Source organism: Acidobacterium capsulatum ATCC 51196 (assembly GCF_000022565.1).
In the GTDB taxonomy this organism is placed as follows: Bacteria; Acidobacteriota; Terriglobia; order Terriglobales; family Acidobacteriaceae; genus Acidobacterium; species Acidobacterium capsulatum.
The window spans coordinates 1,293,076-1,314,344 of sequence record NC_012483.1; the positions used below are offsets into that span (position 1 = coordinate 1,293,076).

16 protein-coding genes are annotated in these 21,269 nt (G+C 57.1%); 1 reads left to right on the plus strand and 15 read right to left on the minus strand.

The annotated features are described in order from the left end of the window. Position 1 precedes the first annotated feature (1 nt). The 12 genes from manD to ACP_RS05430 form a co-directional block, all read right to left on the minus strand. Positions 2 to 1,210 carry a D-mannonate dehydratase ManD gene (gene manD / locus ACP_RS05375; protein WP_015896283.1) on the minus strand — a complete coding sequence of 403 codons (1,209 nt, stop codon included), beginning with the start codon at positions 1,208 to 1,210 and terminating at the stop codon, positions 2 to 4. Positions 1,211 to 1,234: 24 nt separating this feature from the next. Continuing rightward, on the minus strand, positions 1,235 to 2,443 hold the full coding sequence (locus ACP_RS05380) for an ROK family transcriptional regulator (protein WP_015896284.1): 1,209 nt from the start codon (positions 2,441 to 2,443) through the stop codon (positions 1,235 to 1,237). A 93-nt stretch (positions 2,444 to 2,536) separates the two neighbouring features. Continuing rightward, positions 2,537 to 3,313 (minus strand): SDR family NAD(P)-dependent oxidoreductase, encoded by a 777-nt coding sequence (locus ACP_RS05385; RefSeq protein WP_015896285.1) that lies wholly within the window; start codon positions 3,311 to 3,313, stop codon positions 2,537 to 2,539. Positions 3,314 to 3,504: 191 nt separating this feature from the next. Further along, entirely contained in the window at positions 3,505 to 4,653 is a 1,149-nt protein-coding gene (locus tag ACP_RS05390) for an efflux RND transporter periplasmic adaptor subunit (protein ID WP_169305923.1), read from the minus strand. A gap of 70 nt (positions 4,654 to 4,723) precedes the next feature. Further along, positions 4,724 to 7,882, minus strand: coding sequence for an efflux RND transporter permease subunit (locus tag ACP_RS05395; protein WP_015896287.1), 3,159 nt, complete (start codon positions 7,880 to 7,882; stop codon positions 4,724 to 4,726). A 3-nt stretch (positions 7,883 to 7,885) separates the two neighbouring features. Next, the gene (locus tag ACP_RS05400) at positions 7,886 to 9,292 is read right to left on the minus strand and encodes a TolC family protein (protein ID WP_169305924.1); all 1,407 of its coding nucleotides are present in this window, start codon (positions 9,290 to 9,292) and stop codon (positions 7,886 to 7,888) included. Between the two features lie 255 nt (positions 9,293 to 9,547). Continuing rightward, positions 9,548 to 9,952 (minus strand): hypothetical protein, encoded by a 405-nt coding sequence (locus ACP_RS05405; RefSeq protein ID WP_148215045.1) that lies wholly within the window; start codon positions 9,950 to 9,952, stop codon positions 9,548 to 9,550. Positions 9,953 to 10,116: 164 nt separating this feature from the next. After that, the gene (locus tag ACP_RS05410) at positions 10,117 to 12,888 is read right to left on the minus strand and encodes an MSCRAMM family protein (RefSeq protein ID WP_041839310.1); all 2,772 of its coding nucleotides are present in this window, start codon (positions 12,886 to 12,888) and stop codon (positions 10,117 to 10,119) included. Further along, positions 12,885 to 13,697, minus strand: coding sequence for a hypothetical protein (locus ACP_RS05415; protein ID WP_015896292.1), 813 nt, complete (start codon positions 13,695 to 13,697; stop codon positions 12,885 to 12,887). The genes ACP_RS05410 and ACP_RS05415 overlap by 4 nt, the downstream gene beginning before the upstream one ends. Positions 13,698 to 13,735: 38 nt before the next feature. Further along, entirely contained in the window at positions 13,736 to 14,293 is a 558-nt protein-coding gene (locus ACP_RS05420; RefSeq protein ID WP_015896293.1) for a hypothetical protein, read from the minus strand. Positions 14,294 to 14,320: 27 nt separating this feature from the next. Next, complete coding sequence (locus tag ACP_RS05425; protein ID WP_148215046.1) at positions 14,321 to 14,926, minus strand: hypothetical protein; 606 nt, start codon at positions 14,924 to 14,926, stop codon at positions 14,321 to 14,323. A gap of 27 nt (positions 14,927 to 14,953) precedes the next feature. Further along, positions 14,954 to 15,379, minus strand: a complete 426-nt coding sequence (locus ACP_RS05430; protein WP_148215047.1) for a hypothetical protein — start codon at positions 15,377 to 15,379, stop codon at positions 14,954 to 14,956. Positions 15,380 to 15,529: 150 nt separating this feature from the next. Between ACP_RS05430 and ACP_RS05435 the strand changes: the two genes are divergently transcribed. Then, the gene (locus ACP_RS05435) at positions 15,530 to 15,760 is read left to right on the plus strand and encodes a hypothetical protein (protein WP_041839311.1); all 231 of its coding nucleotides are present in this window, start codon (positions 15,530 to 15,532) and stop codon (positions 15,758 to 15,760) included. A 351-nt stretch (positions 15,761 to 16,111) separates the two neighbouring features. Here ACP_RS05435 and ACP_RS05440 read toward each other — a convergent pair whose 3' ends face one another. The 3 genes from ACP_RS05440 to ACP_RS05450 form a co-directional block, all read right to left on the minus strand. Further along, a complete protein-coding gene (locus ACP_RS05440) occupies positions 16,112 to 16,936 on the minus strand; it encodes a ParA family protein (protein ID WP_015896296.1) in 825 nt (274 codons plus the stop codon). Between the two features lie 1,040 nt (positions 16,937 to 17,976). Continuing rightward, positions 17,977 to 19,089 (minus strand): alpha/beta hydrolase, encoded by a 1,113-nt coding sequence (locus ACP_RS05445; RefSeq protein WP_015896298.1) that lies wholly within the window; start codon positions 19,087 to 19,089, stop codon positions 17,977 to 17,979. Continuing rightward, complete coding sequence (locus ACP_RS05450) at positions 19,086 to 21,128, minus strand: alpha-L-arabinofuranosidase C-terminal domain-containing protein (protein ID WP_238525662.1); 2,043 nt, start codon at positions 21,126 to 21,128, stop codon at positions 19,086 to 19,088. Before ACP_RS05450 ends, ACP_RS05445 begins: the two co-directional genes overlap by 4 nt. Positions 21,129 to 21,269 lie beyond the last annotated feature (141 nt).

Here is a 21,269-nt window from a genome sequence, read left to right on the forward strand (position 1 = left end):
GTTACCAATCGAAGAGTGTGCCGTCGAGTTTCCGGTTGACCGGCAGATAAGCGCGCTCATAGGGATACTTCGCGGCGAGTTTCTCATCCAGATCCACGCCAAGGCCAGGCGCATCGCCCGGGTACATGTACCCGGCCTCGAACCGGTAGTGATGAGGAAAGACCGCCTCGGTCTCCTCGTTGTGCGGCATGTGCTCCTGAATGCCAAAGTTGTGAATCGCCATACCGAAGTGCAAGGCGCCGGCCATCGTTACGGGAGAAAGATCCGTTGCACCGTGGCAGCCCGTGCGCACATGGTAGAGCGCGGCAAAATCGGCGATGCGCTTCAGGTGCGTAAATCCACCGGCATGCACCAGTGTAGTGCGTACGTAGTCGATCCACTGGTTCTCGATCAATTCCTTCACATCCCAGATCGTATTCAGCACCTCGCCCGTCGCCAGCGGCGTGGTCGTGTGCTCGCGGATCACGCGAAAGCCCTCCTGCAGTTCCGCGGGTGTCGGGTCTTCGAGCCAGAAGAGATGAAATGGTTCCAGATCTTTGCCCAGCCGCCCAGCCTCAATCGGAGTGAGCCGGTGATGGCAATCATGCAGCAGATGTACATCATCTCCGAACTGCTCGCGCACCTTCGCAAATAACTGCGGTACATGACGCAGGTATTTTTCCGTAGACCAGCGGCTCTCTGAGGGCAGGCCACGCTCGGCCGGTTCATAGGGCTGATGCCCTTTGGGAACACCATAGGTCGAGTCGAGACCGGGAATTCCGCTCTGTGCGCGCACGGCAAGATAGCCCATATCGATGTGCCGGCCCACATCATCCACGGCCTCTTCAATGTCCGCGCCATGAGCGTGCGCATATACCATCACGCCTTCGCGGCTCTTGCCGCCTAGCAGGTTATACACCGGCGTATTCAGTGCCTTGCCCTTGATATCCCACAGGGCCATATCCACGGCGGCAATGGCAGACATCGTCACCGGCCCCCGCCGCCAGTACGCGCCGCGATAGAGGTATTGCCAGATATCTTCTGTCGCAAACGGGTCACGCCCGATCAGGCAAGGAATCACATGGTCGCTCAGATAACTGGCCACTGCCAGTTCCCTGCCATTCAGCGTGGCATCCCCTAAGCCATAAATCCCTTCGTCGGTTTCAATCTTCAGCGTGACAAAATTCCGTCCTGGCGAGCACACATTTACATAAGCGTGTTTGATCTTCATGAATTTATCCGTCGTTTGCAGATTTCAGGTTCGCGGCTTCGGCTTCGTTTTGACTTTTCCGTTCCGGTCAATGGCCGAGGCGCGCCGTTGCAACAGCATGGCTGCTGCTCCTCGCAGGCGTGCTGCATCGCTGTCAAACGTTGGCTCAATGCGCGGCATGGTGCCGCCCAGCCATTGCGCCTCCATTTCCTTGCGAAGCGCTGGAGCCACTAGATTCCATGCAGATGTAACCTCACCCGCAATCAGCACCAGTTCCGGAGAAAGCGAGGCGATTACCAGCCGCAGTCCTCGCCCGATCTGACGTGCCTGCTCGGTCAATGCCCCAACCGCATGAGGGTTTTTCTCTGCCCCAAGCGCCAGCAAATCTTGATAGGCAATGCGGCGAGAAGCTCCCGAAGACTCCTGATAGTGGCGCAACGCTGCTTTGCAGGAAGCAAATGTTTCCCAGCATCCACGCTGTCCGCATCCGCACCTGGGTCCTCGCGGGTCTAACGAAATATGTCCAAACTCACCCGCCATCCCGTTCTGGCCGGTCACCAATTGCCCGTTCGCTAAAATACCGCCGCCGATGCCCTCTGACACGGTAATCAGCACAGCATTCTGCACTCCCTGCATCCGGCCAAACCAGAGTTCAGAAGTAAGACAGGCATTTGCCGCGTTCTCCATCTCTACGGGCATCCGCAGCCCTTTGGCCAGAGCCTGCCTCAAATCAAAGTCGGGCCAATGCAGGTTTGGAGCAAAGATGAGCCTCTGCGTCTGGCTGTCCACGCGCCCTGGCAAGCTGACACCCACCCCACGAAAGGACTTCTCAGGGTGCGCTTGCCGCAAACGTCGCATGCATTCGAGAATAGCGGTCGCGACCTTTGCGGGATCGTGGCTTAACGACAGCTCGGCATGCGAAAGCACACGGCCATTCAAATCGATCACGGCGATGGCCGCCTTCCTCGGATGCAGATCGGCCGTCAACACCACAACATCCTCGTTGAGCACCAGCATCGTCGGGCGGCGGCCCCGTGGCAGACGCGCTACCGCGCCTTCACGAATCCACAGTTCCTCAATCAACTGCTCGATGATCTGTGAAACCGTGCTGCGCTGCAGCCCGGAAACGCGCGCCAGATCGGCTCGCGAAATCGGCTGCCGCGCGCGAATAATCTCCAGAAGGATGTCACGATTGATTCGCCGCGCTGTTTCGCTCGATGCCAGCTCAGCACGTGTCAAATCTATGCGGCGCATATCGTTCTCAGCTCCTCATCCTCAACTGCGGCCATGCCATAGGCTGCACCGCACTGGAGTCACTCTATAACGCCAGTACCGCGCCACACCAATTTATTGATTGACACCGCTCGCCAGAAATCCTCCATCCACCGCCAGCACCTGGCCTTGAACATAAGCGGCTGCGTCCGAGGCCAGAAACACAGCAGCCCCCACCAGTTCATTCAATTGCCCAAAGCGCTGCATGGGGGTGCGCGTCTGCAGTTCCTGCCCACGTCCGGTGCCATTGAGGATCTTCGCATTCAATTCTGTTGGAAAGATACCCGGCGAGATTGCATTCACGCCCACCCCTCTGGCGGACCACTCCACTGCGAGCGAGCGTGTGAGGGAAGCCACCGCTGACTTACTGGCGCCATATGCCGCAACCTCATAAAACGCTACAAAAGACGCCAATGAAGCAATATTAATGATGCGCCCATAACCGCGCTCAAGCATGGTGCGCCCAAAGATCTGGCAGGCACGCAGCGTACCATTCAGATTCGTATCAAGGATGGTTTCCCATTCCTCTTCCGCGACTTCCAGGGTCGGCGTCTTCTTCGTCATACCGGCAGAGTTCACCAGAATGTCTACCTTGCCGAATTCCTCCATTACCCGGTCATGCAGATGTTGCAGAGATGCGCGGTCACGCACATCTGACGTGCACACCATCGAGCGGCGTCCCAAAGCACGAATCGCGCTCGCCGCTTCTTCCACTTCATTCGCGCGCCGTGCGCTGGGCACGACATCCGCACCCGCTTCCGCCAGTCCAACAGCAATAGCACGACCGATGCCAGAAGAACCACCCACCACCACCGCGCACTTCCCGGTCAAGTCAAATATCGATTGGGCCACCCTCTATTCACTCCTGTTTCAGTCTTCGCGCCATGCAAATCTGAATTTGTTGTCCTTCCAAATAAAATACTCCACGGCCGCAGGTGGCGGCGCATGTGGACATAAAAATGCCGGCTGCTACACTCTGCAGCCGGCTCCTACAAAAACTGGCGGAATGCGAACGCGGCCCTGTCCGCTACCGCTTTCAGGCGCTACATAACCAGATGCGCATCCACAGGCACGCCCGTGTGCAGGTCATCAGTAACTTGGCGTGCAATCACGTCCCCCTGCTGCAGACTGCCAAACACCTCCGTCATGCCATCCGCCGTTCCGCCGGTCTTCACGATCACCTGTTCAACTTGCCCGTGGCGAATGCGCATCACAAAACTCTGATCCATATTGCGGCCAATTGCCGCGGAGGGGACCACCAACACAGGCTGCGTGCGAGAGACACGCCATTGCACATCTGGAAACATGCCCGAATAGAGCTCCGCCTTCGGATTGGCCACGTCCAACTCCACAGGCATGGTGCGCGTCGAAACATCCACCGAGTCTGCCAGTCGCGCGATCGTTCCGTGAAAGACGCGCCCCGGAAAAGCTGGAACGGTGAAGTCCACCACCGCGCCCTTCTGCACGCCGGCAACATAAATTTCGGGCACGGCCACCACAAGCCGCAGATGGGCCACCTGCTCGATTCGTAGCATAGACGGTTGCGAACCCGACCCTCCGGCCGGACCCACGAGCGCTCCCGGATGCACGTTGCGCTTCGTCACCACGCCGTCAAAAGGGGCAGTAATGCGCAGATAGCTTTCCATTTCCGTAGCCGAGCGTAGATTGGCGCGCGCCGCCTCTGTTGTGTTGCGCAGCGCGATCACGCGCGCCTGGTCTGCCTCGGCGGTCTTTTGGGCCGTATCCAACTCTTGGTCGGAGATCACGCCGGGGGTGCGTGCTGCATCTTTGAGACGCTCATACGTGCTCTTGTCCGCAGCCAGCTTGGCTTCGCCCGCAATGCGCTGATTTTCAGCGCTCAACATTTTCGCCTGCGCCTCGGCCTTTTGCGCCACAATCTCCGGTGCCGAAAGCACGGCAATCAATTGCCCCCTATGAACAACCGAGCCGCGATCCACGCTGATGGATTTCACAAATCCGCTCACGCGAGGAAATACGCGCACCTCCTCATAAGGTTGCAGTTCCCCGGGCAAGTGAATCATCAAATCCAGCTTGCGCGCGCTCACCTTCACCGCCTCCACGAGCACCGGCGCATCGCTTTGCACCGTCGTCGCAGACGCTCTGCCCTGGGAACTGCATCCTGCAAACAGCGTTGCGGAAGCTACTCCGGAGGCCAACATAACAACAGCCATAGTGGTGACTTTCTTCGATTGCATCTTCCCAATCCAACCTTTATGTTGCATACAAATCTCTCCTTCTGCTTTACAGCAGGGCATACGGACTGTGCTCATCCGTCACGTCAAGCGAAGCCGAATGTTTTGAGGCCCTCTCCTGCACCGCTGAGAAGATAGCGGGCAGTAAAAAGAGCGTAGCCAGCGTGGAAGCTGCAAGGCCTCCAATCACGGCGCGTCCGAGCGGCGCGGTTTGATGGCCGCCCTCGCTCAGCGCTAAGGCCATTGGAACCATGCCTGCGATCATCGCAATGCTGGTCATCAGGATTGGACGCAATCTCGTCATACCGCCGTGAATGGCAGCGTCGGCTGCTGTTACACCGTCGCCCTTGCGATGGCTCTCGGCAAATGTAACTAACAGAATGGAATTTGCTACTGAAACACCCAGTGCCATGATGGCTCCCATGAACGACTGCAGATTCAGCGTCGTACCGGTAATAAGCAGCATGATGACCACGCCACACACCACGGCAGGCGCTGTGGAAACAGCTACCAGCGCCAACCGCAGCGATTGGAAATTCGCCGCCAGCATCAGAAAAATCGCCACCACTGCGAGCAGCAGCCCAAAGCCAAGAGACTTCAGCGTCTCGCGCATCGGCACAACCTGTCCTCGCACATGCACTTCCACACCGCGTGGTGGAGGGCCAGCCCTGCGAATTGCCTCATCTACCTGATTCGCCGCTCGCCCCAGATCTTCGCCCTGCACGTTGGCCGTGAGCGAAACCACGCGTTGCATGTCGTAGCGATCCAACTCGCCGGCAACCTGCCCATAAGAGAGATGCGCCACATCGCCCAGATTCGGATGATTCGACGGCCCTCCGCTCACCAGCGGAATGCTCGCGAGATCATCCATAGTTTGCATCTGGTTCTGGGGCACCTCGACCTGCACCTGATAGCCAATGCCGGTCACCGGGTCCTGCCAGAAGTTGCGCGAAACGAACCGGCTGGACCAGGTCGCCGTCTCAACGGATTTTGCCACCTGGTCCACTGTGAGCCCAAGCTGTCCCGCGCGCACACGATCAATGTCCACATTCATGCTGGGGTAATCGAGTGGCTGCCCATAATGCAGATCACGCAGGTGGGGCAGCTTGGCCATCTCCGCGCGTACCTTCTCTGCATATGCATGATCCGCCTGCAGGTTAAAGCCCTGAATCGCGACCTCGATAGGCGTTGGCGAACCGAAGTCCATGATCTGATCCACAATGTCGCTGGACTCAAAGGTGAAGGCGGTATCAGGCAATTCCTGCGCCAGCACTGTTCGCAATTGCTCTTCCAGCCTCGGGATGCGAATGTGCGCGCCGGGCCGAAGCTGCACGCGCAGGACCGCTTCCTGCGGGCCGCTGGTCCACGAATAAACCAGGTTCACCGGATAACTCGGGGCATACGTTCCCACATAACCGATGCTGATCTCTACGTTGTTCGGACCAGCCAGACGTTTGATTTCATCCAGCACTTTCAACGTCTTCTGCTCGGTCACTTCGATGCGCGTGCCGGAGGGCGCGCGCAGGCGCAATTGAAATTGATCTTCCGGCACGTGCGGAAATATCTCGCGCCCGAGTTGCGGTCCCAGCAACAAAAGAATAGCTGCCGCTCCCCCCAGATAGGCCACGATCACGAGCGTGCGCCGGCGTAGCATCTGCGCGATCCAACCCGCATACCGGTCACGGAAATGATCAAAGCGGCTATGCCCGGTGCTCTCCGCCTCATCCCGATGCATCTTGCGATTGAGCCAGATATAAAGCACCGGAACAAAGGTGCTTGAGAGCAGGAATGACGCGATCATCGCAAAGCCTACGGCAAGCGAAAGCGGCACAAAGAGCGCCTGCGTCACACCCACCATAAGGAACGATGGGACAAAGACTGCAAGAATCGCAAGCATCGCCAGCATGCGAGGCACGAGCGTCTGACGCGTGCCATCCAGCACAGCTTGCGGCACACTATCGGTCACCTGCAGGTTGCGATGGATGTTCTCAATCGTCACCATCGCCTCGTCCACCAGAATGCCCACGGCCAATGCGAGGCCGCTCAGCGTCATGATGTTAATGGTCTGATGTGCGAGCCAAAGGCACGTCACCGCAGCCACCATGGCAAACGGGATGGACGCAACCACGATGAATGAACTGCGCCACTCGCGCAAAAAGAGAAAGACCATCAGGCCGGTCAGGAATGCGCCAATGGCTCCTTCCCACAAGAGCGAAGCGAGGGATTTACGCACCTTGCCTGACTGATCGAGCTCGTAGCTCACCTGCACATCGGGCGGCAGCACGCTGGCAAAGCGATTCAGGCTTGATTTCACTTCATGCACCACAGTCAAGGTGGAGGCATCCGCACGCTTCGTCACGGGCAGATACACGGTACGGTGCCCATTGACCAGCGCATAGCCAAGCGTGATGTCACTGCCATCTTCGACCGTGCCAATGTCGTGCATGAACACCGTGGGGCCTGCGCCGGTGCGCACCGGCAGATTCGCTAGATCCTCAATGTTTGAAACCACGGCATTGGAGGGCGTGATGCGGTCCAGGTTTCCCGTTCGCACATCACCGGCGGGAGCAATCACATTCCCCGACAACAGCGCCTTCACTACCTCGCCAGTGGACATGCGGTAACTTGCCAGCTTGTTGCGGTCTACATGAATCACAATGGTGCGCGAGCTGCCGCCAAATGTCGCCGGCGACGACACGCCGGGCAGCGTCGTGAAGAGTGGGCGCACGCGATTGAGCGCAAGATCCTGCAACTCATCCACGCTGCGAGTCTTGCTTGAAAACACCAGGTACCCGACCGGTACGCTGCCCGCGTCAAAGCGCAGCACAAACGGCGGAACTGTTCCCTGCGGCATATAAGCGCGAGCACGCTCGATATAGGAGACGGTCTGCGCCAGCGCCTGATTCATATCCGTGCCAGGAATGAACGTCAGCTTCAGGAGCGCAAAGTTCTCCACCGACTTTGACTCCACACTTTGCAATCCAGCTACGTAGAGAAAATTCGATTCGTAATAGTAAGTGAGATATCCCTCCATCTGTGACGGGCTCATACCGCCATAGGGTTGAGCCACATAAATCACGGGCATGTTCAGGTTCGGAAAGATATCCATCGGCATGCGCATCAGCGAAAGGATGGAGCATAGCGCCAACCCAATCACTGCAATCAGCACTGTGATGGGACGCCGCAAAGCTGCATGAATCAGCCACATAAATCAGTGCCCTCCCTGCGGCATAGCATCCACAGTGTTCAGAAATGAGTGGATACTGCCGTTCGCAGCCGACAGATCAGCCAGTGCCCGCCAGATGCTCAGCCGCCCCAGAGAGTCATCCGTCTCCGCCTGCGCCAGCAGACTTTGCGCCTCAGCTACATCGACAATTGTGCCCAGCCCAGCATGAAAGCGTGCCACTGCCTGCGATTCGCTTTGCCGCGCCGCAGCCAGCTCCGTGGGCGTGTTTTCGGCGACCCGTCGCGCGCCTTCCAGTTGAGCCAGAGCCATCTGCTGCTGGCTCGTCAGGCTCTGCATGGTCTGCGCATACACCGCTTCTTCGCGGCGGCGATTCGCCAACTCAACCTTCTTGCGCGCATGGATCGAGAAGATACTCGTCAAATCCATCGACGCGGTGAGCCCGGCTTCCCAGTTATGAACATCCCAGCCTAGCCCCGCTGGAAAAGGCCGGATCGCTCCGGTTGAAGTCTCCGCACTACCGCGTGCCGAAATCAGCCCTTCCGTAGTGAAGTGCGGGAAGTAGGCGTGATTCAGCACACGAATACGGGCCTTCTCTTCGAGTACCCGGTCCTGCTGTGCCACGGCAGCGGGATGATCGGTAAGCGGCAACGTCTCGCCCGCCTGCGCCGGCGGCACGGTCAGAAACGGCCCCGGAACAATCTCTATGCTGGCGCCCGCCAGCCCGAGAAGCTGCGCCAGCGCGATCCGTCCAAGCTGGCTGCTCTCCTGTGCCTGAATCAGGCGCGTGCGCGCCGCGGCCAATTCCGCATCCGCGCGTGAAGCATCGGCGCCGGGGCGAAGATGCGCATCCACCAGTGCATGCACTGACTTGTTAAAGACCCGGCGGCGATTCACATCCGCCTGGCTTGCATACACGCGCTGCTCCTGAGCCAGTACCGCCAGCGAGGCATCCGCCACCGCCGACGCCACTCCCAGTTGCGTCAATGTCACCTGCGCCTGCGTACGATTTGCCGTTGCCTCGGCCGAGAGCACCTGCGCGTGCCGGTATCCAAATGTGAATGGCTCCCACGAGAGCAGAACGCCTGCGCCTGATGTCCAAAAGGGACGATTCGCATGCGGCGTCACGCTGCCCTGCGTACCTGTCAAGATATTGGGGCTCTGCGGCAGCAGAACACCCAGCACACTTTCGCGGCTACCCCTATCCATCTGCCAGACGCCATCCATCTGCGGCAGATACTTCGTCTGCGCCAGCCCCACGCCTGCCTGGGCTGCGTTGTACTGCTCCAGCGCTGCGCGCACTGCAGGGTAGTTTGCCAACGCATAATCCACTGCCTGCTGCACGGTAAACTGCCGCACCTGCGGCGGCGGCACCGAAGCAACCACGGGCTGCTGCGCCCCGGCCTGCGAGCCGGCGATCAAGAGCGCACTCACGCAAAGTCCACCGCACCACTTCCACAACCTGCTCATTTGCTTGTCCATTGGCTGAGTTATTGCAATTTCCTCTTTTGCGGTTTCGTCCGCATACACGTTGGCCTGCCGCGCACGATGAGCCTCATCTGCGTGCACAGCCAAGGTGAAACTTCACGCATTTCTCAGCAGAACTCTTTGTTCTGCGGATACACGCCTGCCTGCAACTGAAAAGCAGACGGTGTCTGCTCACAGGCAGCAAAGCAACTTAAAGGGAAATTACAGAACGGGAGGATCGCGCCCGGAAGAGGCAAAGATGGCGGCGGAAGAGTACTGCTCCTGCAGGCCTGACAGGCGTGCAACCGTCAACGGCAACACATCACCACGCAGGCTATTCGCTTCCAGACCAAAACGGCGGTGCTGGTGCTGCGCGACCGCGCCGTCTTCGTCATCGCCCAGCCGGTGCAGATTAAACCGGATGCGCTGCTTCTTCAGCAGCGAACTGTGCGGGTGCCGGACTCTCTGATGAAGGACATGCAGGATGGAAACACTTTGCTCCGCAACCAGTTCGGGCTGCTCATCCGCAAGCATGGAAGCGGGCTCGGAACACGACTTACCCGCCGCAGCCGAAAGCTGCGAAGGATTGGCGGCCGCAGCCCAGCCCTGCATGCAGAGCAACAGCACGGGCAGGCACATCCACCACAAAAGTCGGGTTCGAATCCGCAGAGGGTTACCCCGAGATAAAGTGACCTTACTTTATCGCAAATCCCGCCCTGTTGCTGAATTATTTCCGCCGGCTGGCTTACGTCTTTCGTGGGAAGATCTAAATTTTGACCGCGCCACATTTCTTACTGCATCTTCAAACGGCGCTCTCTGCGCTGAGATCTTAAGTGATAACGATTCGCCCGCGGACGATAGCGCCGATGAAGCTGATTGCCCGGTATGGCCGGACTGGTTTCCGCCGGGGCGGGAGCAGACGGGGGAGCCAGCTTCGGGAAGGTATGCGGAATCAGGAAGCTGAGGCCGCTTTCAATATCCGGCCCAGATTCAAGAAGAACTCGCTGTTTGAATAACTTGCCATCATATCGAACAATGACGGACTGATTTCCGGCGGGGAGACTCCGGAACAGAAATCGTCCCTGAGAGTCCGTATGCACGGTCCGGTGAAGACCGGGAATGCTCACTTCTGCCCCCGCCAGCGGCGCCTTCTTGCCTGTGCTGCCATCAAAAAACTCCACCTGCCCAGAAGCGCTCCGCTCTGCCGGAAGCCGGAAAACGACGTGCCCCGGATTGCGAGCAGTCACGTGTACCTTTTGATCCTGCAGGCTGCTCAGCGGATAGCCCGGGGGGAAGGTCGACGCCTCCGGATGAATAGTGTAGACACCGTCCGGAAGTCCATCCACCGTGAATGTGCCATCGCCTGCCGTATCGATTTGTCTGGAGATATGCGCACCCGTGATTCGCAACGTGACCTCCAGGCCTTGTCCGGCATCATTGATCACCTTGCCAAAGATGCGCCCCTGAGCAATATCCACGCCGAAATCCGCGGTTCCTCCCGTCATGACTGACCGGGGATTGCTGCTGGTATAGAAAAATACCTGCTTGTTGCGGTAATCCACCTCAACGCGGTGCATACCATAGGGCACCCCGCGAAACATATAATGACCGGCCGCATTGGTATGAGTCGAACGATGCCCGTCCAGATAGACCAGCACTCCCTCCAACGGCTGATCTCCCGTCGAGAAGCTCTGCTCATACGCTGCATCTTCAAAGACGTATCCCTGAATCACTCCATGACGCACGGGGAGAATCCATCGCGGAATGGCATAAAGCTGATGCTGCAGTGAGAACTGAATGACAGGCTGAGTCGAAGCCTGTCCACCCGCAACGGTGTGAAACATCGAGAAGCCAGCATTCAGCACGTTGTTCGGCCCCATCTTTCGAGTCCACGTGACGCCGCCATCCAGCAGGCGCATCGCCGCGATATTGCCGCCACTACTCGTGTTGATCAGCGCATTGAACGAGAAACGGCCCGCTTTCCGGCTCGTCCAGTTCAACATTCCGCCATATTGTTTGCGGTTGGTCGCCAGACCAAAAGTGACCGGCTGGGTATAACCCTGCGAGGTAAGTGACGAGTTTTCCCGCATAAATTGCGCCAACTGCGCGGGACTCATCGCCGTGACGCTCTCATGCTGCAGCATTTGTTGCAGAGAACTGTTCCCGCTCTGCACCGGAGCCAGCACAGGCGTCTCTGTCTGAACATCGAAATACACAGAACCGCTCACAGCCGCCATGCCTGCCTGCAAGGTCGTCGAATAGTTATGGCTATCGGGCGTGGTGCCACCGTTCTTCAGCAACTCGTATTGAAAAGATCCGCCGACATGCTTCCACTGCAGTTGCGGACCAAAGAGAAATCCTTTGCTGATGATGGTCGGCGAGTAGGGCAGCGTCTCAATGAATCGCGACGCCGTAATACCACCCGTCACACCAAAGTGCCGCTGCAGATTCACAACTTCCTGCAGGCTGGCGGTATCGACTTGCTGACGCTCGAGCGCCAGATTGATTTTGGTGTCGCTGCCTGAAGCCTGCATTTGAGCCTTCTTCCCGAACTTGCCTGTCCAGTTGAAGCTGGCCGTGCGCCCATGCAGCAGCGTCATGCCCAAAGACGCGATTTGCGGAGACAAGTAGTGAATATTCAGGTTGTAGCGCTGCGTTGCAGTTCCACCTTCAATCTTTCCTGAAAATGCCCCGCCGTTCCCCATCCCAACTTCTGCCGAGGCCTGCAGGGTATGCCCCAGTGTAAGGTCATACTGCACCGTACCAATGCCGCCGGTCTGTGCGCCATAATTGACCGTAGTATTCGTGTCGAAGTAATAAAAGTTCCATTTCAGACTTGAGTGCTTGCTCAGGCGGAAACTGCGGGAGAGCCCTGCGACCTCATACCGATTGCCCGGCAAAAGAAAATCCTGAAATTGCGTCATCGAGGTGATGCCGGCATGAAACTCCCATGCACCGGTGGTGTAGTGAATGCCCCTCAAGAGGACGCCATTCAAAGTGAGGTCACTGTTATCGACCATCTCGTCGACCAACGTCAGGGTCCTCTTTGGATAGGAGACCTGATACGACAACAAGGGAAAGCCAATCGGAGTCTGTCCGTTCGCCTGAAACAGATCGGCATTGGTGATCTGGATGTGGATCGTCCGCACGCCCTCAATCTCGGTGAGGTTTTCTACATTCGTGATCTCGTCAGGATTGTTGTTATAGAGAAACTGATATTGCCCATACTGCACCGTCTGTCCCGGCACCGAAGGCAGGCCCGATGTCTGGCGCCGGCGCGAAACCGGGGCCGGCACGGTTACCAGCAGCGTATGCACACCGGTGATGGTGACCACCACCACATTCGCCTGGCCCGGGGCGCGCCCCACAATTTCATACCCGCCCGGCACCGCCTGGGCGTCTGCCACATCGGTATTCAGAGAATAGACTGCCGTCACCCCGGGCTCAGTGAACGAGCGGGTGTGCCGGTACTGCACCAGTATTGCGTCCCTTGCCTGCACCTGGGCCCACATGGGCGGCGCAAGCAGGCAGCCCAGCAGCACAAGCAACAGAAACCGGATCACTGAATGGTGAAGCCGGATTGAACGCTCTGTGTCTTGTCCCCGAAAACGAAAGTGCATAGTGCCCGATAACTGCCCGCAGGCAGCGTGCCCGGATACTCAGCATGGAAATTGAGTTTCTCGCCCGGCAACAGGCGCTTGATGGTGAAAGGAGCCTTCCCCACCAGATGTCCGCGGCTATTCAGAATGGCCGCCGTCCCCTTGGGAAGCGCCGGTTCCGTGCCGGTGTTCGTCAGCCCGGTATCCATGCTCAGGTTAGTGGTGTCAGTCGGGGGATGGATTTGCAGAGGCCCAATGCTCACAGCTACATCATTCGTGAGATTGAAAGTGACCAGCGTCCCAATCGAAGCCGTCAAGCCCACGCCCTTTTGATCGGTAGTGATCACTCGCTTCGTATGAAAGACCGCAACCATGGCCCGCAGAGGAGTCTTCAGAGGAAGCGTCACCGTCATGAGTACAGTTGCACTCGTGTGAGGGGGAGCCACAATTTCCTTGGGCGAAAACACCGCGCTCGCGGCGATGCTGTCCGGCGATTCCCCCGCGGGTTCAAAGACACGCTTGCCGTTCTTCACCACCACATCCTCTGCGACCATATCGAAGCGAAAGGTCGCCGGAGTGTTGTTATTGATCGTCAACCGCTGCGTCAAGCTTTGCCCAAATGTCCCTTTGGCCATAATCACGGCCGGGGTAAGAGAGAGAGAAGAAGACTGTGCCGAGGCAGAAGAAACCGCAATCCATCCGCTGAAGCAGGCAACTGCAAACACCGCCGGCAATGCGGACACAAGGGTGGTTCGGAGATAACGGAAGATCATGGCGAAAAAGAAGCTCCGGGGTTGAGGGGATAGATTTGCTAGTTTTCAGTGATTTCAAAGCCAATCGTCGCTTTGAAATCGGCATTGGTTCCATTCGCACTACGTGGAATCACAATCTTCAACGCATGGCTGGTGATACCCATAGAAGCTGCGCTATCGATGGATTTTGGCTGCAGGGTTAATGGCACATTGTCGAGATAAACCTGAAAAGGCGTTACAGGCAACGATAGCCAGGCCTTCAGCGAAGCTGTTCCCTGCGAACTGCTCGTATTTCCAATCTTGACTCCAAGCGGAGCGATGATCGAAAACTCTTCGTCTCCGCGCTCGACCTGGATGCCTTGATTGGAAGCGCCCCCAAAATAAGATACCGAGCCAATATTCAGCACTCCGCCGCCCATCGCGCTCATGACTTTGGGCCCTCGCGAGAGCGGCACAAAGTCAAACGACAAGGTCTGCCCGGCAATCACCTGCATGGGCGCTGCATTCCGCAGATGCACCCCCACGCGCACGGCACGAACCGGATGGACATCGGTTGCGCCGCGCGCGACGGAGAGGAGCACCAGGAATACAGCAGGCAGAATACAAAAGCGTTTCATAGGCAGTGGCCCCGCCTTACCTCAGGCTTAGTTTGCGGTTGCGATGAAGGAAATCGAGTTATTCGGCTGTGCGGTCACGGTGCTTCCATTGGCAACACCTAAGAACACATACACGGTGTTCCCGCCGGTGCCATAAGTTCCAGTGGTGGAAGACGTGTACAGAGAAGCCGGCGTGCTGTTGGATAAAGGAGCCGAGGGAGTGGTGGTGGATGTAGCAACACCCCAGTAATAGCTGTCCGTCGTACCCAATTCAGCAGTGAGCGAAAAACCATTCGCCGTTGTCACATCTGAGCCGCTCACAACAATGTTGACCGGGGCATACACCACAAAGCAGCTGGAGCAAAGACCTGCTGTGGAGCCGCTATCCAGCGTGACGCCGCTGGGCTCGCTGCCGTAGGCAGAAATATTGCCGAAGTTAAGCGTTGCTGCATTCGTACCCGGGTTTGTGAGTGCGGGTCCACTCGTGGCCGAGCTGAATGTCAGGCTGATAGACGGATTCACAGTCGCAGTCACTGTCAGAGTGCCGGTCGATGTGGGGTTCGCACCGGCAAAGGCCGCCGGTGCGGCCATCAACAAAATTCCAGCAGATACCGCAAACAGCCGCCGAAGAAATACTCCATATTGCACTTGCATTGTAGATACCCTCTCTTGTCGGCCGGATCAGTTGGCCGTAGCGGTAAAGTTGATCGTGGAAGTCAACTGCGTTCCGGTGGTGGGCCCCCCAGCTCCAGAAGCAGACGTAGAAACGACGGCGCTCAAGGTATGCGCAATATTGCCGCCGTAAGAGCTTGTGGTGGAAACGGTCTGGCTAGTGGTACTCAGAGTGACTGAATCCACCTCAATCGTGATACCCGTTGGCGCGGTGGCGCTCAAAGCCGCAGCGAGGCTGTAGGTTGAGCTGGTTGTACCGCTTTCCTCGACATTGACATCAAATGGCGTAGAAACCGTGAAGCTGGATGTTCCGATCGTCCGCGTGACGCCGGTCCCCAACGACCCATATTCTGAAACCGTTCCGAATGCGAGCGTCGCTGCTGACGTTCCCGGATTCCCGAGTGTGACGCCCGAGGCATCGGAATTAAAAACCATGATTAGGCCCGAACCATTCTCTAGCTCGACATTCAGAGTTCCGGTAGTGGACTGCGCAACTGCACCCACCGTCGCAACTGTCACCAGCAGCAGCAACTGAATTAGCCTGGTTCTAAAACATGAAAGATAAGTCATCAGTTTGCCGTCGCCGTGAAGTCAATTGCTTGTGACAAGTTACTTGTCGTTACTGTAGAGGCAACTGTAACCGTCAAGGTGAAATACTGCGAAGCGTTGTATGGTCCATTTGCCGTTATAGAGATGGCAGAGGAACTGAGAGAAGTTGAGTTCAGCTTCCACGTCACGCCTGTAACGGGCGTCGATGGCAGTCCAGCGGTCAACGAAAAACTTCCGCTCGAAGTATTCGCTTCCGTCACCTTGTAATAGACAAGATCCTGCAGCGTGTAAGAGCCAGTCGAGCCGCCTGTCGAGGTGAATTGAACACAACTCTCGTTGTCGCTGGCCATAGTCGCTATTCCAAGGTTCAGAGCCGCACTGCTGCTGTTCGCTCCAGATAGCGCGCAGTTGTCCTGGGTGCCCACCTGAGGACTCTGCACAAATATAAGACTGATACTGGACTGCACCGTCATGCTGACCGTAAGGCTCCCAGTAGTGGACGTGCTCTGCGCCGCCCACGCGCTACCCTGCAGGCAAAAACAGACGGCAAAGCAACACAGGCCGAACAGCCACGACTTGACTGCCCTGTTCCGTACTACAACCAACGCTGTAACAACCTTAAAGATCGGCCACCTCGCGTGCAGGACCTTCCAGCAGCCTCTGCATCCATAGAGATAGGCGCCGATAATCCTGCACCAGCGGACTCGCGGGATAGCGCTCCATCCAATTGCGCTCCTGCGGCAAGGAGCAACTCATTCGCGCATCCCGGCTGAGCGTCACAGGAATCAACCGGCTTCCCAAGTGCGCTTTTGCCTCTGCCTCCACTCGCCGATGAAACGCGATCTCCGAATCAAATTGATTCAATACCGCATAGTAGGATGGCCGGTCCATTCCAGGAGTCGAGAAACCATCCAGACAATCTTCAATGCATGGAATGCTCAAAAGCGTACTCATATCCGGCATCAGCGGGATCAACACGTATTGGCTCAATTGCAGTATCTGTCGCGTCAGCCACAAAGGTGCCGTGTTGATATCAATCAAAACGTATTCGGACGGATCCGTTTCCTGCAGAATCACCTTTTTCATCCACATATGATCGGCAGAATGCGAATAAGCGCTGGCAATATCCAGGTTCATTGCGCGCAAAGTACCAGAACCAGCTTCTGATAAATCGCACAGCTGCCCTGGGCCGGTTTCCGCAGCTCCCAGGTGAAACGGCAAGAGTCCGTGCGGCGCCGTATCAATCAAAAATGCTCGCCGCTCCTGCTGCGCCAGAGTGCGCCCAAGGTTGACCACCAGGCTTGTCTTGCCTGCTCCTCCGGTCATGGACATCACGGAAATCACATTGCGCTCGAGATTGCACCTGCCATTGGCGCCATTTGTCGAACGCGTACGAGATTTCCCCAATCCATACGGGGATTTCATTTCAATCAACTTGGCCATAGTGTCTTTTCGTACTCATCTTGAAGAATCCCGGCTGGCAAGCAATGCATGGACTTGCTACTTCCTCTCTGCTCCATGAATTCACCAGGAGAAGAATGTTTCGGAAGGCCCACACTGCGTACTCTGCAGCCTGTCTTCATCCTCTTCGTTGGTACAGCAGGCAAGGTGCCGCCAGACATCTGCCTGCTGGAGATATTTCCCTGAACTTGCGGGAGCCCGGTCGTGCCCGTCGCCAATCGATCCGCGCTGACACGAATAAGAAATATTGCTAAACGCCCGGCAATCACGATGACGGATTTCAGACGCGGCCGAATCGTTCAACGATCCAGGCACTTAAAAAACACTAATGGATGAACGTGTGAAGATTAGCAGCATATCTGGCAACATGAGAAGAAAATTCATAACTATTTGTAGCCTTGAAGATGAAATTGCAGAGTAACAGTATCTACCGTAATCATCCTATCCCGGCACGGGTAACAGGATGATGGTTACCCGCGTTGAAAAGCAGTAATCGTTTGCGTCGTCCGAGCCTTGAAGGGAATGCGAGCACGCGCCGTATCCCCATAAAAATACAGATCATAGCGGGTATACATCGATTGGGAAAACCTGCGGTCCGGCCAAATCTTATCGGCGCGCTTGGGGCGCCCGGCCCTAAACGTTTCACCAAATCAACAAAGTCTCCAGGACGCCAATGGCACAAAAAAATAAAGCAAGCTATTCATTGTGCATAACATTATCGATCACTCAGTAGGTCGTAGTGATATCCGGTGAGGATTTTATGGCACATTCCATTAATGCAGAGGTGTACTTATCGCCCCTCAATGGAAAAGTTCGCAAAAGTCGCAAAGGCTTCCGAAATGTGCAGGCATGAGAGCAATCACCGCGTGACGAGCCCTACATACAGAGGTGCATTTATGGCCGATGAAGCCGTTAGCGAGCGGTCCAGCCCCAACAAAAAGCCCTCCGGCATCAATGCCGGAGGGCGAAAGCGTGAAAGAACAATCAGCCGCGAAGGCTGTGAACGCCGTGCCGCGTTCAGGTCATTTGCAGTTCTTTTTGAAGCAGAGATTGTGGCTGAAGAAAGGCATCACATGATTTTGGAATCGATCTGCGACGGCACTGGTATGGGTGCCGTAATAGATCGTGAAACTATTCTGTATGCCATAGCTATCCAGAATCTGGTGGACCTTGCGCATGTCAAAGCGCAGCCCATCATGATCTCCTACATCCAGCGAAATGGCGCGATACTTTTTCAGGTTATCGATGTATTGATCAATAAAGGCAAGCGGTGCATTGGCGGTCCATTTGGCCACCACATCAGGCTGCAGAACCCCATTCTTGACTGGCAAATCCAAATAGAGGGGCGGATTCTTCGGGTCAGGCGACCATGCAGCAGCAGTTGCCAGCTGCGCCTTCCAAAAGAAGGGAAAATTCGCAGCACCAGCCGGAGACTTCAGCTTCGCCACAGCCTCGTCGAAGGCCTTCTCCTGCGGGGAATTTGGATCTGGCGCGGGACGCGCGGACAGGCAGCAGCCGCTCATTACATACAAAGCGCCAAAGACCTGCGGATACTTCATCCCGATCCGCAACGCGCCGTAGCCGCCCATCGAGTGCCCCACCAGCCCACGGCTTTGCCGATCCGGAATCGTCCTGTAGTGCGCGTCAATATATTTCACAACATCGTGCGCAATGAACTCCTCAAAATCTCCAGTCGTTTCGGAGCGCGAATACATCGAGCCGCCATACACTGTCTTCGAGTCTGGAAGAACCACAATCATCGGTTTCGCGCCCTGGGCAAACGCCCCCTCAATGGTCTGGGGAACATGAATCTCATGCGTCCACTGCTCTGCCCCGATGGAATAGCCATGCAGCGCATACACCACGGGATAGTGACGATGCTTGTGCTTGAAGTATCCCGGCGGCAGAAAAACGATCACGTCGCGATCCACGGCTTCGCCTTCCAGGTTGCCTTCAAGCGAAGTGCCGTGGATTTTGATATGCTGCACCGTCACCGGCTTCGCGCCGGGAATCACCGGCGGCACGATTGTTTTAACCTGCGCACGGCTTGAAGACACGCCGCCAACCATCAGGAGAGCCAGGGCCGTCACAGCAGCCATGGCGAACTGTCGAATTACTCTCTTCTGAGCGCTCATTGCGCCTCCTCCACCGGAAAGTGATAGATGTTGATGCTGATGGGGGCCACGGAAACCGCACTCCCCACGTTGCCCAGACTCACCTGCTGAATGCTGACCTCGGGAGCCTTTCCGAGATCGTTGGCTGCGGTGAGATTACGGCCGGTCATTCGCCACACAGTCGCGGCACCATACACGTGCATGCCCGCGAGGTTCATCTCAAAGTTCTGATCCTTGTCCGTTGCATTCACCACGGCAACATTCAGATACTTGTGATCCGGGCTCAATGCGGCCACCATGTCGAGCGGATAAGTTGGGCTGCCGGCATTCGTCTTTGGCAAATCGCCCACCATATGCTGCGTGGGCAGCGGTTGAGGAGAATTGCCCGCCAGTTTCACCGGAATCATGCCTGCGCCCATGTGCTCTCCATACAGCTTGAAGAGTAGCCCCGTCGTATTCATTGAGGCGGCGGTGGGCGTGATATTCAAGGTCGAAACGCCCATCGTGAATGCCGACATGCGAATGAAATCGGTGTGCCGCAACATTTCGTTGAAGACCATCGCGTAGGCCATCGCCGTCTTCAGGTTGGGCGGAGCACCCGTATAGGCGTACTCGTCGATCGACATGAAAATATGTTTCTTCGCCATATCCGGGAAGAGTTTTTCATAGGCCTTCCACTCTTCGGCCTTGATGTGTACGCGATTCGAGGGGTCCCGCACCCATTGCAGCACGGAGTAATGCGCAGGCACATAGCCGGCCTCCAGGCGGGGCAGCTTGAATCCAGAGTCCGCCTTTGCCATGTCAAAGCGATAGCCGGCCCGCGCATACCAGTGTTCGGTAATCCCGGAGAAATTGCCCCACGAGTGCTTCAGGAAGCCGCAGGTCCAGTCCACCTTGGAGCAAAGCGTCGCGTCAGTGTCCTTCACATGATCGGCCTGGGCCACGCCTTCGATGATCATTTCGTCTGGAGTCGCCGCCGAGGCCAGCAACGTGATGGAAGGATCGGCCTTGCGCATGGCGGCGGCAAACTCATTGTGCTTGAGCACGTAGTATTTCAAGTCAGTGCGGCCTAGTTGCCATTGGCCATACGGCTCATTACCGATGTCCCAGAACTTCACCCCGTACGGCGCGGGATGCCCGTTGCGCGCACGCCATGCGCCCATCGGCGTATTCACCGAGCCGTTCAGATACTGCACCTCCTGCGCGGCCGAGTGCGCGCCGCCAAAGCCTGCATTCACCGTGACATAAGGAGTAGTGCCAATCAGCTTGCACAGCGTCATGAACTCGTCCATGCCCACGTCATTTGGCTGCATCGCATTCCAGGCATAGTCAAACGTGGGTGGCCGCTTGTCACGCGGACCCGCGCCGTTGTACCAGCTCCAGTCAGAGAGGAAGTTTCCGCCCGGCAGACGCCAGAAACCAGAATGCAGTTGCCGCAGCAGCGCAATCGTATCGGGGCGGAACCCATCGATGTTGTCCGCTGGCATCAGCGAGACGGTGCCGACGTGAAAGCTCCCCTTCCCTGTGCCCGTAATCGAAAAGCTGGCATCGCTGCTTGCAGCACCGGCCGTAAAGTGAAACGGAAACTTTCTGTAAGTCGCACCAAGCGGCGGCAGGCTCACCACCTGGCGATCACCCACACCGGGGCCCCAGCTCAGGGTCACCTTCGTCTTTGTTCCCGGTGTGCCGCGCAGATAGATGTAGCCCTCATACTGCTTGCCCTTCACCAGAGAAAGACCAGACTGCTCAATGCCGCCGGGCGTGGTCCCCCGCAAGGCAATGCGCGGACTGTGCGCCCCCACAAAGGGGTCGTTTGTATCAAGCGTGACGGCATCCTGCGCACCAATCGGGTGCCAGTGGCGCGGCATCATATTACGAAACGGCCCCGGCAGCGGCGCGCCGGTCTTCTTCGCAGCGGCCGTGATGGGGAAATAGAACTTACGGTCATCCAGCATCTCTGACCACAAGGTGCGATACACCAGAGCGCCGATATGCTCAATGAACATGCCGTACTCATACCTTGAGACCGGCTCGGCCATCTGCTGCGTCTCAATCGTCACCTGCAATGGCGACGGAGGGGCCGGACTCGCCTGCTGCGCTCTTCCTGTCCTTGTCCCTGCCCATGCAAGGCAACACAGCACTGCCATGCTCCATCCGCCGTAACGCTTGGCGACTTTTACTGCCCGCCGTAATTGCATTTC

Excerpts from the sequence above, each read along its gene's own strand:
- manD (WP_015896283.1), bottom strand. The coding sequence starts at position 1,210 with ATGAAGATCAAACACGCTTATGTAAATGTGTGCTCGCCAGGACGGAAT.
- ACP_RS05430 (WP_148215047.1), bottom strand. The coding sequence starts at position 15,379 with ATGGTTTTTAATTCCGATGCCTCGGGCGTCACACTCGGGAATCCGGGA.
- ACP_RS05425 (WP_148215046.1), bottom strand. The coding sequence starts at position 14,926 with ATGCAAGTGCAATATGGAGTATTTCTTCGGCGGCTGTTTGCGGTATCT.
- ACP_RS05415 (WP_015896292.1), bottom strand. The coding sequence starts at position 13,697 with ATGATCTTCCGTTATCTCCGAACCACCCTTGTGTCCGCATTGCCGGCG.
- ACP_RS05440 (WP_015896296.1), bottom strand. The coding sequence starts at position 16,936 with ATGGCCAAGTTGATTGAAATGAAATCCCCGTATGGATTGGGGAAATCT.
- ACP_RS05420 (WP_015896293.1), bottom strand. The coding sequence starts at position 14,293 with ATGAAACGCTTTTGTATTCTGCCTGCTGTATTCCTGGTGCTCCTCTCC.
- ACP_RS05445 (WP_015896298.1), bottom strand. The coding sequence starts at position 19,089 with ATGAGCGCTCAGAAGAGAGTAATTCGACAGTTCGCCATGGCTGCTGTG.
- ACP_RS05395 (WP_015896287.1), bottom strand. The coding sequence starts at position 7,882 with ATGTGGCTGATTCATGCAGCTTTGCGGCGTCCCATCACAGTGCTGATT.
- ACP_RS05390 (WP_169305923.1), bottom strand. The coding sequence starts at position 4,653 with ATGGCTGTTGTTATGTTGGCCTCCGGAGTAGCTTCCGCAACGCTGTTT.
- ACP_RS05380 (WP_015896284.1), bottom strand. The coding sequence starts at position 2,443 with ATGCGCCGCATAGATTTGACACGTGCTGAGCTGGCATCGAGCGAAACA.